At 38.9% G+C, this 17148-nt stretch carries 9 protein-coding genes, 1 tRNA gene, 1 rRNA gene and 1 pseudogene; 10 read left to right on the plus strand and 2 right to left on the minus strand.

Annotation, left to right across the window (positions count from 1 at the left end; translation table 11 throughout):
• Positions 1-11: 11 nt before the first annotated feature.
• The 6 genes from rpoB to BM227_RS01335 all read left to right on the plus strand — a co-directional run bounded on the left by rpoB (position 12) and on the right by BM227_RS01335 (position 12016).
• A complete protein-coding gene (gene rpoB / locus BM227_RS01310; protein ID WP_092910270.1) occupies positions 12-4172 on the plus strand; it encodes a DNA-directed RNA polymerase subunit beta in 4161 nt (1386 codons plus the stop codon).
• A complete protein-coding gene (gene rpoC, locus BM227_RS01315; protein WP_092910273.1) occupies positions 4150-8667 on the plus strand; it encodes a DNA-directed RNA polymerase subunit beta' in 4518 nt (1505 codons plus the stop codon). The genes rpoB and rpoC overlap by 23 nt, the downstream gene beginning before the upstream one ends.
• 128 nt (positions 8668-8795) lie before the next feature.
• Positions 8796-9167: a 30S ribosomal protein S12 gene (rpsL, locus tag BM227_RS01320; protein ID WP_092910275.1), complete on the plus strand. Its 372-nt coding sequence runs from the start codon at positions 8796-8798 to the stop codon at positions 9165-9167.
• Positions 9168-9192: 25 nt separating this feature from the next.
• On the plus strand, positions 9193-9660 hold the full coding sequence (rpsG, locus tag BM227_RS01325) for a 30S ribosomal protein S7 (protein ID WP_092910277.1): 468 nt from the start codon (positions 9193-9195) through the stop codon (positions 9658-9660).
• 117 nt (positions 9661-9777) lie between these two features.
• Positions 9778-11853, plus strand: coding sequence for an elongation factor G (gene fusA, locus BM227_RS01330; protein ID WP_092910280.1), 2076 nt, complete (start codon positions 9778-9780; stop codon positions 11851-11853).
• 86 nt (positions 11854-11939) lie between these two features.
• Positions 11940-12016, plus strand: a tRNA-Arg gene (locus tag BM227_RS01335).
• On the opposite strand, the gene BM227_RS01340 is transcribed toward BM227_RS01335, so the two are convergent.
• A complete protein-coding gene (locus tag BM227_RS01340) occupies positions 12011-13009 on the minus strand; it encodes a DNA adenine methylase (RefSeq protein WP_092910283.1) in 999 nt (332 codons plus the stop codon). The genes BM227_RS01335 and BM227_RS01340 overlap by 6 nt on opposite strands.
• Before the next feature lie 105 nt (positions 13010-13114).
• Here BM227_RS01340 and BM227_RS01345 point away from each other — a divergent pair.
• Positions 13115-13621: pseudogene (locus BM227_RS01345) on the plus strand (ankyrin repeat domain-containing protein); the annotation flags it as partial.
• On the opposite strand, the gene BM227_RS01350 reads toward BM227_RS01345, so the two are convergent.
• Positions 13618-14046, minus strand: coding sequence for a globin domain-containing protein (locus tag BM227_RS01350; RefSeq protein ID WP_092910288.1), 429 nt, complete (start codon positions 14044-14046; stop codon positions 13618-13620). The pseudogene BM227_RS01345 and the gene BM227_RS01350 overlap by 4 nt on opposite strands.
• Before the next feature lie 87 nt (positions 14047-14133).
• On the opposite strand from BM227_RS01350, the gene BM227_RS01355 reads away from it, so the two are divergent.
• From BM227_RS01355 to BM227_RS01365, 3 genes are all read left to right on the plus strand, one after another.
• The gene (locus BM227_RS01355; protein ID WP_092910291.1) at positions 14134-15513 is read left to right on the plus strand and encodes a hypothetical protein; all 1380 of its coding nucleotides are present in this window, start codon (positions 14134-14136) and stop codon (positions 15511-15513) included.
• A 1-nt stretch (position 15514) separates the two neighbouring features.
• Positions 15515-16516, plus strand: a complete 1002-nt coding sequence (locus tag BM227_RS01360) for an ATP-binding protein (protein ID WP_092910293.1) — start codon at positions 15515-15517, stop codon at positions 16514-16516.
• Between the two features lie 312 nt (positions 16517-16828).
• Positions 16829-17148: ribosomal RNA gene (locus tag BM227_RS01365) — 16S ribosomal RNA — on the plus strand; the annotation flags it as partial.

The following is a 17148-nucleotide window of genomic DNA, read 5'->3' on the forward strand; positions in this document are numbered from 1 at the left end:
GGTCTTAGCCCATGCTTAACAATCTTAAATCAGGAAACCGCTTACGTGTTGATTTTGCTAAAACTCCACAAGAGATTGATGTTCCCAACCTCTTGCAACTTCAACAAAGCAGTTATGACAACTTTTTGATGATCAATGAAAAAGATCGATCCAATAGTGGAATCGAACATGTTTTCCGATCTATCTTCCCAATTCACGACCCACAGAACCGACTAACACTTGAATATGTTGGAAGTGAAATAAGCAGTCCAAAGTATACTGTACGTGAATGTATGGAACGTGGTCTGACTTATGCTGTTTCTCTAAAAATGAAAATACGCCTCACTTTGTGGGAACGTAATGATAAGACAGGTGAGAAAACCGGTGTCAAAGATATCAAAGAGCAATCTATATTTGTTCGAGATATTCCACTTATGACCGATCGAACTTCATTTATCATCAACGGCGTAGAACGCGTTGTTGTAAACCAGCTTCATAGAAGCCCTGGTGTTATATTTAAAGAAGAAGAGGCTGCTACAGGCACAAATAAACTTCTTTATACTGCACAAATAATACCTGACCGTGGTTCTTGGCTCTACTTTGAATACGATGCAAAAGATATTTTGTATGTACGTATCAATAAACGTAGAAAAATCCCTGTTACAATTCTTTTTAGAGCTTTAGGTTACTCTAAGCAAGATATTTTAAAACTCTTCTATCCTTTAATGGAAATACGCATTAAAAACAGCAAGTTTTTAATGCCTTTCAAACCTGAAAACTTCTCTGGACGCTTAGAGTATGATGTTAAAGATGAAGATGGCAATCTAATCATTGCTGCAGGAAAACGTCTATCTGCAAAACGTGCAAAAAAATTGGTTGAAGAAGGTTTGGAGTGGGTTGAATACCCGGTTGACATTCTTATTGAACGTCATCTTGCTGAACCAATAATTGATCAAGAGAGTGGAGAGGTTCTTCTAGATACATTAACACAGTTAGATGAAAACAAGTTAAAGAAAATTATAGATAACGGTATTGAGAGATTTGTAATTGCTGATGACTTGGCAAATGGTGTCGACCAGTCAGTTATCAATGCTTTCAATGCAGATCAAGAGAGTTTGAAACTTCTTAAGCAGACAGAGCAAATTGAGGATGAAAACGATCTTTCTGCAATACGCATCTACAAAGTTATGCGTCCTGGAGAGCCTGTAACAAAAGAGGCAGCCAAAGCTTTTGTAAAACAGCTATTCTTTGATCCTGAAAGATACGACTTGACTCGTGTTGGTCGTATGAAGATGAATCATAAGCTTGGCGTTGAAGTGCCTGAGTATGTTACAGTTATGACAGATGAAGATATCATCAAAACTGTTCAATATCTTATTCGTGTTAAAAATGGACAGGGACATATAGATGACCGTGACCACTTGGGTAACAGACGTATTCGTGCAATTGGTGAACTTCTTGGAAATGAGTTGCAAACAGGTCTAATTAAGATGCAAAAAGCGATTCGTGACAAAATGAGCACGATGAGTGGAAATCTTGATGAGTTGATGCCTCATGACTTGATCAACTCTAAAATGATTACAAATACAATTTTAGAGTTCTTCACTAGTGGTCAATTGAGCCAATTTATGGATCAGACAAATCCACTTTCAGAAGTTACTCATAAACGTAGACTATCTGCACTAGGTGAAGGTGGTCTTGTAAAAGAGCGTGCAGGCTTTGAAGTTCGTGACGTTCACCCAACCCATTATGGACGTATATGTCCTATTGAAACGCCAGAAGGTCAAAACATTGGTCTTATCAATACCCTTGCATCTTACGCAAAAGTAAATGACCTTGGATTCATAGAAGCTCCATACAAAAAAGTTGTTGATGGTAAAGTAACTAATGAAGTTGTCTATATGACAGCAACTCAGGAAGAAGGTCTTACTATAGCATCTGCAAGTACAGAGCTTGATGAAGATGGTAAAATTGTTGAAGATCTTATAGAAGCACGTCGTGATGGTGAAATTTTACTAGTTGATAGAAAAGAGGTTGACTATATTGATCTAAACCCTCTAATGGTTGTCGGTGTTGCTGCAAGTCTTATTCCATTCCTTGAGCATGACGATGCAAACCGTGCACTAATGGGATCAAACATGCAGCGTCAGGGTGTACCTCTTTTAATTCCAGATGCTCCTGTAGTAGGAACTGGTGTTGAAAAACTTATTGCTCGTGATGCTTGGGTAAGCATTAAGGCAAAACGAGCTGGTATTGTTGAAAAAGTAGATGCAAAAAATATCTATATTCTTGGTGAAGATGAAAATGGTGCATTTATTGATCACTACTCTCTTCAAAAGAATATGAGAACTAACCAAAATACAACTTTTACACAGGTTCCTATTGTCAAAAAGGGTGATCGTGTAGAGGCTGGACAGGTAATTGCAGATGGACCAAATATGGATCAGGGTGAGTTGGCAATTGGTAAAAACATTATGGTTGCCTTTATGCCTTGGAATGGTTACAATTTCGAGGATGCGATTGTTGTTAGCGAAAAATTGATTAGAGAAGATACATTTACATCTGTCCACATTTATGAAAAAGAGATCGAAGCACGTGAACTTAAACATGGTGTTGAAGAGATTACACGTGACATTCCAAATGTTCGTGAGGAAGATTTAAGTCATCTTGATGAAAGCGGAATTGTCAAGATTGGTACTTATATCAAGCCTGGTATGATAATGGTTGGTAAAGTTTCACCAAAAGGCGAGGTAAAACCAACTCCTGAAGAGCGCCTTTTACGTGCAATTTTTGGCGAAAAAGCTGGTCACGTTGTAAACAAATCACTCTACTGCCCTCCATCAATGGAAGGTATTGTTATTGATGTTAAAATATTTACTAAAAAAGGTTATGAAAAAGATCAGCGTGCAATTCGTGCTTATGAAGAGGAAAAAGCTGAACTTGACAGAGAACATCATGACAAACTGTTAATGGTTGACCGTGAAGAGATGCTTAGAATCTATGCTTTCCTTTCTAATGCAGAGCTAGAAAGTGATGTTGAAGTAAATGGTAAAACTTTTAAAGCAGGTGAGAAGATAGATAGATCTGTGCTTGAAGGTGTTAACCGATTTGCACTTAATGCTATTGCCAAACACTTCAATGAAGATATTCGCAATCAGTATGAAGCACTGAAAAACCATTTCCAAAAAGAGAAGCGAAAGCTTCGTGAAGAGCATGAAGAGAAGTTAAATATTCTTGAAAAAGATGACATTCTTCCAAATGGTGTTACAAAACTTGTAAAAGTCTATATTGCAACTAAGCGTAAGCTTAAAGTTGGTGACAAGATGGCAGGTCGTCACGGTAACAAAGGTATTGTCTCTAATATTGTTCCTGAAATGGATATGCCATATCTTGAGGATGGAACTCCTGTTGAGATAATCTTGAACCCACTGGGCGTTCCTTCTCGTATGAACATTGGACAGATTTTGGAAGTTCACTTAGGTCTTGTCGGTAAGCGTCTAGGTCAGCAAATTCAAGCTATCTTTGATGAGAAGAGAGAAGACTTTGTTCAGCAGTTACGTGCAAAAATGACAGAGATTGCAAGCGTTGCAAAACTGATGAATGCTAAAGAGACTCTTGAAAAGATGAGTGATGAAGAGCTCATTAAGTATGCGCGTGACTGGTCAAAAGGTGTTCGTTTTGCGACTCCTGTATTTGAGTCAGTTGATGCAGAAGAGTTTGCAAAACTGTTTGAAATGGCAAAAATTGACAGTGACGGTAAGTGTGTGCTTTATGATGGTAAAACCGGAGAGCGTATGAAAGAGCGTGTAAATGTTGGATATATGTATATCCTTAAACTACACCACCTTGTAGATGAAAAGATGCACGCACGTTCAACTGGACCATACAGTCTTGTTACACAGCAGCCGGTTGGTGGTAAAGCACTCTTTGGTGGTCAGAGATTTGGAGAGATGGAAGTTTGGGCACTTGAAGCATATGGTGCTGCAAACGTTCTAAAAGAGATGTTGACTATCAAATCAGATGATGTTGATGGACGTGTTCGAGCATATAAAGCATTGACGCGCGGTGAAAAAGTTCCGCCAGCAGGTATCCCTGAAACCCTGTTTGTTCTTGGAAAAGAGCTACAGGCACTCGCACTTGATGTAGAGCTTTTAGATGAGGAAGAAGATAATGAAGAAACTGGTACCAATTGAAGTAACTGAAGATAATCGCCCAAAAGACATTAAGGCTATTCAGCTTAGACTTGCAAGTCCGGAAAAGATCCTCTCATGGAGCTACGGCGAAGTTAAAAAGCCTGAAACAATCAACTACCGAACGCTCAAGCCAGAGCGTGACGGTCTCTTTTGTGCGAAAATTTTTGGACCGGTCCGTGATTATGAGTGTCTTTGCGGAAAATACAAAAAGATGCGATACAAAGGTGTCGTATGTGAAAAGTGTGGTGTTGAAGTAACTACATCTAAAGTACGCCGATATCGCATGGGGCATATTGACCTAGTAACACCTGTCGCTCATATTTGGTATGTTAACTCATTGCCAAGCCGTATTGGTACACTGCTTGGTGTTAAAATGAAGGATTTAGAGCGCGTACTCTATTATGAAGCTTACATTGTTGAAAACCCAGGTGATGCAACTTATGACAATGAAGGTAAATCACCTGTTCAGAAATATGATATTTTAAATGAAGAGCAGTACCAATCACTTATACAGCGCTTTGGTGATAGCGGTTTTCATGCTGAGATGGGTGGCGAGGTAATTAAGAGACTGCTTGCTGACTTAGATCTTGCTGAGCTTTTCCATACATTAAAAGAAGAGGTTGAAAAAACTGGTTCTGAAGCAAAACGAAAAACATTTGTTAAAAGACTAAAAGTTATAGAGTCATTTTTGAACTCTAACAACAGACCAGAATGGATGATGTTGGATGTACTTCCGGTACTTCCACCAGATTTGCGCCCATTAGTTGCTCTTGATGGTGGTAAATTTGCTGTTTCTGATGTCAACGATTTGTATCGACGTGTTATCAACCGTAACCAGCGTCTTAAGCGGTTGATGGAGCTTGATGCGCCTGAGATTATTATCCGCAACGAAAAGCGAATGCTTCAAGAGTCTGTTGATGCACTTTTTGACAATGGTCGTCGCGGTAATGCTGTAAAAGGTGCTAATAAACGCCCTCTTAAATCTTTAAGTGAAGTTATTAAAGGTAAGCAGGGACGTTTTAGACAAAACCTTCTTGGTAAACGTGTTGACTTCTCAGGTCGTTCTGTTATTGTTGTTGGTCCAAACCTTAGAATGGATCAGTGCGGATTACCTAAAAATATGGCACTTGAACTCTTTAAGCCGCATCTTTTGGCTAAGCTTGAAGAGAAGGGTTATGCAACAACTCTAAAAGCTGCCAAAAATATGATTGAGCAAAAGAGCAATGAAGTTTGGGAGTGTCTGCAAGAGATTGTTGATGAGTATCCGGTAATGCTCAACCGTGCTCCTACACTGCATAAACTGTCTATTCAGGCATTCCACCCTGTTTTGATAGATGGTAAAGCGATTCAGCTTCATCCATTGGTTTGTGCGGCATTCAACGCTGACTTTGACGGTGACCAAATGGCAGTTCACGTACCACTTGGTCAAGAAGCTATTGCTGAGTGTAAACTATTGATGCTCAGTTCAATGAACATTCTTCTTCCAGCAAGTGGTAAGGCTATTACTGTACCTAGCCAGGATATGGTCTTGGGACTTTACTACTTGTCACTTGAGCGCAAAGATGTTAAAGGCTCTAACAAGCTTTTTGCAAATGTTAAAGAGGTTTTAACTGCTCTTGATGGTGAGCATCTAGATATTAATGCACGTGTTCGTACAATGGTTGACGGCAGAGTTGTTTACACAACAGCCGGACGTTTGATCATCAAATCTATTCTGCCTGACTTTGTTCCTGAAAATATGTGGAACAAGGTAATGAAGAAGAAAGATATTGGTGCATTGATTGACCATGTATACAAATATGGCGGTCTTGAAATCACAGCAGAGTTTCTTGATAACCTTAAAGATCTTGGTTTCAAGTATGCAACAATGGCAGGTATATCAATTTCTGCTGATGACATTCGTATTCCTGATGCAAAGTATAAGCTTGTTGATGAAGCTAAGAAGCGTGTTCGTGAAATTCAGCAGCAGTACAGTGCAGGTCTTTTGACAGAGCAGGAGCGTTACAACAAGATTGTCGATGTTTGGACAGATACAAACAATGCTGTTGCTGAAGAGATGATGAAGTTAATCCGAGAAGATAAAGAGGGATTCAACTCTATTTATATGATGGCTGATTCTGGAGCTAGGGGTTCTGCTGCACAGATTCGTCAGCTTGCAGGTATGCGTGGTCTTATGGCTAAACCAGACGGATCTATTATTGAGACACCAATCGTTTCAAACTTTAAAGAGGGTCTAAACGTTCTTGAGTACTTTATTTCTACACACGGTGCTCGTAAAGGTCTTGCAGATACCGCACTTAAGACGGCAAACGCAGGTTACCTTACACGTAAGCTTATTGACGTTGCTCAAAACGTTAAAGTTACAATGGAAGATTGTGGTACTCACGAAGGTGTTGAGATCACAGATATCTCTATCGGTTCTGAAATGATTGAGCCATTAGAAGATCGTGTTCATGGTCGTGTACTTGCTGATGATGTAATTGACCCTATCAGTAATGAGATTCTTATCTCTGAAGGTACTTTGATTGATGATGAAAAAGCTCAGTTAATCAAAGATGCAGGTGTACGTGCAGTAACTATTCGTACTCCAATTACATGTAAAGCACCTAATGGCGTTTGTGCTAAATGTTATGGTCTTAACATGGGTGAGGGTAAACTGGTTAAAGTTGGAGAAGCAATCGGTATTATTGCGGCTCAGTCAATTGGTGAACCAGGAACTCAGCTTACACTACGAACATTCCACATCGGTGGTACAGCATCTAGTGAGAAAGCAGAACGTCAAGCTGTTGCAAACAAAGAGGGCTTTATCCGTTATTACAACTTAAAGACATATACAAATCGTGAAGGTAAGCTTTTGGTTGCTAACCGACGTAATGCAGGTATATTGTTGGTTGAACCAAAAATCAAAGCTCCTTTTAGTGGTGAGTTGACAGTTCAGACAATTCACGAAGAGGTTATTCTAACTCTTAAAAATGGAGATGAAAAAGTACGATATGCTCTTCGAAAAAGTGATGTTGCAAGACCAAATGAACTTGCAGGAGTCAGCGGTAAAATTGAAGGTAAATTCTTCTTGCCTTATAGCAGTGGAACAAAAGTTGAAGAGCATGATTCTATAGTTGAAGTAATTAAAGATGGATGGAATGTTCCTAACCGTATTCCATACGCAGCAGAGTTGCGTGTTAAAGATGGAGCTCCAGTAACACAGACAATAAAAGCTGGTGAGAATGGTACGCTTAAATACTTCCAGCTTAAAGGTGACTATCTTGAGCGTTATAAAGGCGTAAAAGAGGGTGACAAGATTGAAGAAAAAGGTCTTTTTGCAGTAGTTGCAGATGATGAAGGCCGTGAAGCAAATCGTCACTATATTGCACGTGGCTCAATCATCAAGATTGGTGATGATGAGAAGGTTTCAGCTGACACTATTATCGCTGAACCTGTAAGCTCTGAGCATACAATAATTGCTGAATGGGACCCATATACAGACCCAATTATTGCTGAGTCAAATGGTACTGTTACATTTGAAGATATTATTCCAGGCATTACAGCTAGTGAACAGTTTGATGAAATTACAGGTCAAACTCGTCTTGAAATCAATGAGTATACACCACCTGGATACAAGCCTGCAATTGTATTGGCTACTGAAGGTGGTGAAATTATCAGATACGCAATGGAGCCAAAAACTGCAATATATGTACAAGATGGCGAGCAGGTTCATATTGCTGATATTATTGCGAAAACTCCAAAAGCAGTTGCAAAATCTCGTGACATTACCGGAGGTCTTCCGCGAGTTAGTGAACTATTTGAAGCAAGACGACCTAAAGATCCTGCACTTATTGCAGAGATTGATGGAGTTGTTGCATTCGGAAAGCCGCTTCGTGGTAAAGAGCGCATTATTATCCAAGGTGAAAATGGACAGACAAGTGAGTATCTTGTAGATAAAAACCGACAGATTCTTGTCCATAACGGCGAGTTTGTACATGCTGGTGAAAAACTGACAGATGGTACTGTTTCAAGTCACGATATTCTAAGAATTCTTGGTGAGAAAGCACTCCATTACTATATGGTTAGTGAAATTCAGCAAGTTTACCGACGACAAGGGGTTAACATAGCCGATAAGCATATTGAGATTATCTATTCTCAGATGCTTCGCCAGGTACGTATTGTTGACAGCGGTAACACTAAGTTTATTGCTGGTGACCTTGTAAGTCGTCGACAGTTTGCAGAAGAGAATGAACGCATAATCAGACTCGGTGGTGAACCTGCTATTGCAGAACCTGTACTTGTTGGTATTACCCGTGCAGCAGTTAGCTCTGATAGCTTTATCTCTGCGGCATCGTTCCAGGATACAACAAAGGTTCTAACAGAAGCAAGTATATCTGCGAAGATTGACCCACTGGATGACTTGAAAGAGAATGTCATCATTGGACGACTCATTCCAGTTGGTACGGGATTATATAAACAAAGCAAAATTAAGTTGGTGTCAGAAGAGGAGTAAATACATCCTCTTCTGCACAAGAAGATGCTTTAATATTAAAGATTGCTTAATTTAAGTTAACTATAAACTTTGTTTGGCTATTATTTGCCATCAAATTTGAGAATACTATCAACAAGAAAGGAATTTGAGTGCCTACCATTAACCAATTGGTTCGAAAAGAACGCAAAAAGGTCATCAAGAAATCTAAGTCTCCGGCACTTGTCAAATGCCCACAACGACGAGGCGTTTGTACACGTGTTTATACAACTACACCTAAAAAACCAAACTCAGCGCTTCGAAAAGTTGCGAAAGTTCGTTTGACAAGCGGTTTTGAAGTAATTAGTTATATTCCTGGTGAGGGACACAACCTCCAAGAACACAGCATCGTGCTAGTCCGCGGCGGCCGTGTTAAAGACCTTCCGGGTGTTAAGTACCACATTGTCCGCGGTGCATTAGATACTGCCGGTGTTGCAAACCGTCGTGTATCACGCTCTAAGTATGGTGCAAAGCGCCCTAAATAATTTAAGATAATAAGAGGAAAATATAATGAGAAGACGACGAGCACCAGTTCGTGAAGTGATGCCTGACCCAATTTACAATTCTAAAGTGGTCACCAAGTTTATCAACGGAATTATGCTGGATGGTAAAAAGTCCGTTGCAGAAACAGTAATGTACAGTGCTTTGAAGATCGCCGAAGAGAAAACCGGCAAAAAAGGAATAGAAGTTTTTGATGAAGCGATCGAAAACGTCAAACCTCTGATGGAAGTCAAAAGCCGACGAGTCGGTGGAGCGACTTATCAGGTGCCGATCGAAGTTCGTCCGGTTCGCCAACAGGCACTTGCGATCCGATGGATAATCGACGCTGCACGTAAGCGAAATGAACGTACAATGGCTGCACGCCTTGCTAATGAGCTGATTGAAGCTAGTGAAAAGCGTGGTGCTGCGTACAAGAAAAAAGAAGATACCTACAAAATGGCAGAGGCGAACAAAGCGTTCGCACACTACCGATGGTAAGCGACTCAGACCTTTACTTGTCTACCCTACCAAAGCAGGCATTGCCTGCTTGGTCTTTTTTAAACTGCAATTTGCTATAATCACCCCAAATTTTACCAATGCTAAAAGGAAAAAACGATGGCACGAAAAACCCCTATTGAACGTGTAAGAAACATCGGTATCGCTGCTCACATTGATGCCGGTAAAACAACTACAACAGAGCGTATCTTGTTCTATACAGGACTTTCTCATAAAATCGGTGAGGTGCACGAAGGTGCGGCTACAATGGACTGGATGGAACAAGAGCAAGAGCGCGGAATTACTATTACTTCTGCTGCTACAACATGTTTTTGGAAAAATCATCAGATTAACATTATCGACACCCCAGGTCACGTTGACTTTACAATCGAAGTTGAACGTTCTATGCGTGTTCTTGACGGAGCAGTTGCAGTTTTCTGTGCGGTCGGTGGTGTTCAGCCTCAGTCTGAGACAGTTTGGCGCCAAGCTAACAAATATGGCGTTCCTCGTATGGCGTTTGTTAACAAAATGGACCGTGTTGGTGCAGACTTCTTTGAAGTTGAGCGACAAATCAAAGAGCGCTTAAAATCAAATGCTGTGCCTATTCAGATTCCTATCGGTGCAGAAGATGATTTTAAAGGTGTTGTTGACCTTGTAACTATGAAAGCTATCATCTGGGAAGATGAAGGTTTCGGACAGAAATTTGAAGTAACTGACATTCCAGCTGATCTTGTAGATAAAGCAAATGAGTATCGAGAAAAGCTAATTGAAGCAGTTGCTGAAACTAGTGAAGAGTTGATGGAAAAATACTTCGGTGGTGAAGAGCTGACTGAAGAAGAGATTAAAAAAGGTATCAAGCAAGCAACATTAGATATGTCAATGGTACCAATGCTGTGCGGAACAGCATTTAAGAATAAAGGTGTTCAGCCAATGCTTGATGCAGTTGTTGACTATCTTCCAGCTCCAACAGAAGTTAAAAATATCCATGGTGAAGATATGGATGGGAATCCAGTTGAGGTTAAATCAACTGATAATGGTCCATTCGCTGCACTTGCATTCAAAATTATGACTGACCCATTCGTTGGACAGTTGACATTTATCCGTGTTTATCGTGGTATTATTGAAGCAGGTAGCTATGTTTATAACTCAACTAAAGGTAAAAAAGAGCGTATTGGTCGTCTCTTGAAGATGCACTCTAACAAACGTGAAGAGATTAAAGAGCTTTATGCTGGTGAAATTGGTGCATGTGTTGGTCTAAAATCAACTCTAACTGGTGATACTCTTTGCGATGAGAAAGAAAAAGTTGTTCTTGAGCGTATGGAGTTCCCTGACCCAGTTATCTCTGTTGCAGTTGAGCCAAAAACTAAAGCTGACCAAGAGAAGATGTCAATTGCTCTTCAGAAACTTGCTGAAGAAGACCCAAGCTTCCGTGTTCACACTGATGAAGAGAGTGGTCAGACAATTATTTCAGGTATGGGTGAGCTGCACCTAGAAATTATTGTTGACCGTATGATGCGTGAATTTAAAGTTGAAGCAGAAGTTGGACAACCACAGGTTGCTTACCGTGAAACAATTAAAACAGCTGTTGAACAAGAGTACAAATATGCTAAACAGTCTGGTGGACGAGGACAGTATGGTCATGTATTCTTGAAAATTGAACCAGTTGAAGCAGGTAGCGGATATGAGTTTGTTGATGCTATTAAAGGTGGTGTTGTTCCTCGCGAATACATCCCTGCAGTCGACAAAGGTGTTCAAGAAGCAATGCAAAACGGTATTCTTGCAGGGTATCCTGTTGAAGATGTTAAAGTTACTCTTTATGATGGTAGCTACCATGATGTCGACTCTTCTGAAATGGCATTTAAACTTGCAGGTTCTATGTGTTTCAAAGAGGGTGCTAAAAAAGCAAATCCTGTAATTCTTGAGCCTGTAATGAAAGTTGAAGTTGAAGTTCCTGAAGAGTATATGGGTGATGTTATCGGTGACTTGAACCGCCGCCGTGGACAGATCAACAGCATGGAAGATCGCCATGGTAACAAGATTGTTAATGCATTCGTACCTCTTGCAGAGATGTTCGGATACTCTACTGATTTACGATCAGCCACACAGGGACGTGGTACTTACGCAATGGAATTTGACCATTACGAAGAAGTTCCTAAAAACGTTGCAGATGAAATTATCAAAAAGCGCAACGGTTAATTAAAACTCTATATCAGTCGGGGATAAAATTCCCCGACCATTAAACTCTTTCTTTCCTTCTTTTTTTCAAAACTAATACTTAAATAGACCTCGTAGCTCAGCTGGATAGAGCATCGGATTCCTAATCCGAAGGCCGCGCGTTCGAATCGCGCCGGGGTCACCACCTTAGTTTTTCTAATACATGCAAATATTCAAATGTTTTATTATCTTTATATTTTCTATTGTTATCAGCTTTATATCTTTGATACTCTTTTTTAACTAGGCTATACTTTCCATATTTAGACATTATATTTTCTATATCTTCTTCTTTCATCAATCCTTCATTATTATAACTAAGAAAAATAAACTCAAAATTTGCATTGGAAATGAGTTCCTCAAAACTTTGTAAAACTTTATTTTTTCTGCAGTAGCTTGATTTAGAGTATTCTCTAAGTCCACTTTTCCCTTTTGGTATAAATGGTTTGTATTCTGCTATTGTATTGAGTAAGTGGTAATTAGCACCATATTGTCTATGATTGTAAGGTGGATCTAGATATAAAATGTCTCCTTGAATCTGTTTTATTAATCTATTTGCATCCTCTTTATAAACTTCGTGTTCATTATCATTAACTTCAAAATATGCAGCTTCTAAAATTAATGGTTTTTGGGCACTTTTTTTCAAATGTTTTAAAAAAGCTCCATATACTGAGGCAGTATTTGCTACTTTATCAGCACTTTCTAGTAAACTAGCAAGTAAAAAGAAATATTCATTATTTGTAATTATCTTTTTGTTATACCAATTTTCTATTTTTATTCTGATTGCATCAATTTTTTTTCCATTGTCATCACTAAAATATTGCCTTCCACTACCACTTCCCATACAATAATTTTTATAAATAAATCCCTCAACTCCTTTGCAGGAGTTTAATTTATTTATTAATTCTTCTGCATTTGTTAATGGCTCATGATTTTCTATATAATTTTTATTTAAAACATATGAATAATACTCTATATCGTTTGCAATAACTTTTTTTGTATATTTTTTAAAAACTCTTCCTACAATTCCTGTGCCTGCAAAAATATCACAAAAAACTTTATTGTTAGTATCACCTACTATATTAGTTATTTGCTCTTTTATCCATTTAGATAATTTTAACTTTGAACCTATATAATTCATTATTATAACTTCTTTTCCTATTTAGTATAACCGCACATATATACCTTAAGTGAATAATTTATACTTTCATTTTATATATTATAGCTATTAAATTGTTATAATCACAGTATGAATAATGTAAATAAACAAACTGAACTAATCCAAGCCGTAGAAAATGATTTGGTTCTACAGGCAAAACGGCTGCTAGCTGATGGTGCTGATATTAATGTCACGAATGAAGACAACATTCCTCTTTTGGTTATTGCCATAAAAAATGGCGCTTCAAAAGAGATGATTGAGCTTTTGTTAGATGAGGGTGCAGATGTTAGCTGGAAGACAGAAGAGGGTGTAAGTCTTTTAGATGAAGCAGTTGAGAGAAATAGGATAGATCTAGTAAAACTTTTTATAGAACGAGGTCTTGATCCAGCTGAAACTTCTCGTAAAAGTGGCATGACAACATTAATGTTGGCAGCATGTTTTGATTATATTGAAATGATGGAGTTACTATTAGAACATGGTGCCGATTTATATGCCTCTGATGAGAATGGAATGAGTGCTTCAGACTACGCTCGTAAGCTTGGACGCAAACGAGCGCAGAAGTGGCTTGAAGATAAAATGGCTAACCCTTTTTAGCGGTTAATCATCCATGCTGAAAAAATGTCGAGGTAGTTCCAGAAACTCTGTTTGAGTTCTTCAGGTGCTTCGACAGGTTCTAGTGCCAGTGCAAAATTTTCAAGCCAAATTACACGTGCTTTAGCATCTATTGCAAATGGTTGGTGACGTTTACCCATCATTGGTGCGCCACGTCGTTCATTGAAGTATGGGTATCCACCACATATTTGAATAAAGAAGTCGGCACTATTGCGTTTAGCCTCTTCCAGACCTTCTGGAGTAGTAGGAAAAAGATGTTTAATTTCGCTTTGTACTAACAGATCATAAAAGCGGCTTACTAAAGCACGCATTCCTTCTTCTCCAATTGCTTGTAAAAATGCAGGGTCTGGCTTTGTAACAGGTGGTCTAAAACCAGGTCCACTAATAGGTGTTATTGTATAGTTCATAGATCTATCCTTTTTTGGAAAACTTTTTCCAAGTGTAGTGGATGATTTGTGAAATGTGCATAAAGTTTTAGAATTATTGGAGAAATTATGGATTTAGTACAGATAGTAGATAGTTTGCAAGGCAAGAAGATTCTTTTTCTAGGCCAGAGTCGAACAATGAGTGAAGAAGATATTGAACTATTTCTTGATCAGGTTGGTGCAGAAAAAGCAAAAGATGAATCTGATGAACCAATAGCATTAATTGTACTGGGACGTTTGATTAATCCTCATGAAGAGGCTTACAGCGATGAAAGAGAGAAAGCTGGAATACCTGTTGTTACTCTTGAAGAGTTAGAGAAGTATTATGCCAGCTATATAGATCCTGATGCACTACTTGGAAGTTTGACACTCTTTCCCAACCGTGAACGAATAATTAATTTATTGCACAATCGTGCAATTAGTGATGATCTTTTTTGCGATATCCTAAAACTTTATGACTGGGAAGGTCAAGCTCCTTTTGAAACTGATGAAAATAGGGATGTTGCCGGAACAATTGTTGCACGATTTTATCCAGATATAGAGCGTAACCACAATATACAGTATTCCCCGGTAGGTCCTTTTTTAGTAGCAGCACAGTGTGAAAATGCAAAACTACTTGAAGCAATGGTGCTAATTCCAGATTATGAGATTACTCAGCGAAGTCAAGATGTTTGGATGCCAAGAACTCTGCACGAATCACTATTGATAAATCCCCATCTTCCTGCATCACTTCTTGAACATTTCTGGCAAACAGGTGATTTGCGTAAACAGGGTTTTGTGGCAATGCACCCAAATTTACCTGAAGCAAGACAGAATGAGTTGGTAAAATCAAAAGAGTGTTGGATTCATGAAGGACTTGCACGAAATCCAAATCTTTCACAAAATCTACATAGTGAGTTTTTAAATAGTACAAATGCATTAGTTAAAAATGCATTTTTACAAAGTCAGCCTCTAAGCTTAGATACGATAGAGACTATAATAATGGAAGGTGATGAGAAAAGTTTACAGGCAATAGGTTCAAATCCTTACTTAGATGAAACAGTTGCTATTAAGCTGATCAATTCAGGTAATGAAACACTTATATCATCTTTAGCATCAAACACATCACTTTTAGAGAATGCATATGAAGCAATTGAAGCAACAAAAAATGTGTCAATATTGAGAAAACTGGCTGCTAACCCTTCAGTTCCATCAAAACTTTTAGAGCGGTTAACCCGTATTCGTGATAAAGATATCTATATTGCACTGGCTGCAAATCCTTCAACACCACAAACTCATTTGAGAAATTTTTCAAAAATTAGAGATAAAGATATTAGAATCTCTTTAGCAAGTAATCCTTCTACACCGATAGAGATTTTACTAAGCTATCAAACAGATGCCGACTTGGCTAACATCCTTAAACGAAACGAAGCGTTTGGGGAATATATAAAACAAAATATTGGGTGGTAATATGAGACCAGAAGAAACTAAAGCGGCTCTTAGCCATCTTGTAGATGAAAAGGTACCTCTGTTTTTGTGGGGGCCTCCTGGAATAGGGAAATCATCTGTTGTCCGACAGATTGCACAAGAAAAGTGTATAGGTTTTATTGATCTTCGTCTATCTTTGCTTGATCCAACAGATTTGCGTGGAATTCCTTTTTTTGATCAAGAGAGCCGACAAGCTATATGGGCACCTCCAGCATTTTTGCCTGACGGTAAAGAAGAGAAGGGGATTCTGTTTTTAGATGAACTAAATACAGCTGCTCCAATGGTTCAGGCAAGTGCTTATCAGCTTATCCTTGATCGGCGTATAGGTGAGTATCATCTGCCTGATGGATGGGCAATTGTTGCAGCAGGCAATCGTGAAAGTGACCGTGGTGTTGTTTACCGCATGCCTGCTCCTTTAGCTAACCGTTTTGTTCATTTGGAGATGGAGATTGACACAGAGCAGTGGAGAAGATGGGCCATTAATGCTGGAATTGATGCATCAATTATTGGTTTTATAGGAGCTAGACCAGATGCTTTGTTTGCATTTGATGCCAAATCTTCTCACAGAAGTTTTGCTACACCAAGAAGTTGGGAGTATGTAGACAAAATTTTAAAGTCAACTCCAGAGCCTGAGCTTTTGATGCCTCTAATTTCTGGAAGCATAGGAGAAGAGTTGGCAGCAGAGTTTTTAAGTTGGCGTACTGCTGCAGGTGATTTGCCTGATCTTAATAATATATTAGAAGGAAAAGATGAAATTATTCCAGATGATCCAAATGCTTTACATGTTCTTGCTTCTATGATTATGCAATATGTGACACCAAAGACAAATCGTGAGACACTAGAGCATCTTCTTAATTATTTAATGAAAGTACCTGAAGAGTTTTCAGTTATGATTGTAAAAGAGTTGCAGCATAAAGGGGTGCTTCTTGAGAAAGCAGATAACTGGAAACAGTGGGTAAAAGAGTTTAGTTTTCTATTAGTGTAGAATTTTCTAAAAATTTAAACCTGAATTATATAATATAGGAAGCAAAGTAAAAAATATAAAAAAGTCAAAATTTTTTTCAAATTTTTTCAAAAAACTCTTGACACGAGATGAAGAGTCTGCTATAATTCCCGTCCACAAACGATGAGGCCCTTAAGTGAAGGGAAGAGATAAACATCGTAAGTGAGTCTTAAGAGAAATAAGACAGACGAGATCTTTGACAACCAAGTAAGAGATAAGTAAAACCTTTGAGCGAGTAATTTTTGTGACTTTTTTTGAAAAAGTCAAGTTAGTCGACAAGGACGAACAAATTCATTTATGGAGAGTTTGATCCTGGCTCAGAGTGAACGCTGGCGGCGTGCCTAACACATGCAAGTCGAACGAGAACGGCTCATAGATACCTTCGGGTTGAAATGAGTGTCAGCTAAGTGGCGCACGGGTGAGTAATGTATAGGTAACATGCCCCTTGGAGGGGGATAACAGTTGGAAACGACTGCTAATACCCCATACTCCTCTTTGACATAAGTTGAAGAGGGAAATGGTTTATTCCGCCAAGGGATTGGCCTGTATCGTATCAGCTAGTTGGTGGGGTAATGGCCTACCAAGGCTATGACGCGTAGCTGGTCTGAGAGGAT

The sequence above is a fragment of the Hydrogenimonas thermophila genome (assembly GCF_900115615.1).
GTDB classification, from domain to species: domain Bacteria; phylum Campylobacterota; class Campylobacteria; order Campylobacterales; family Hydrogenimonadaceae; genus Hydrogenimonas; species Hydrogenimonas thermophila.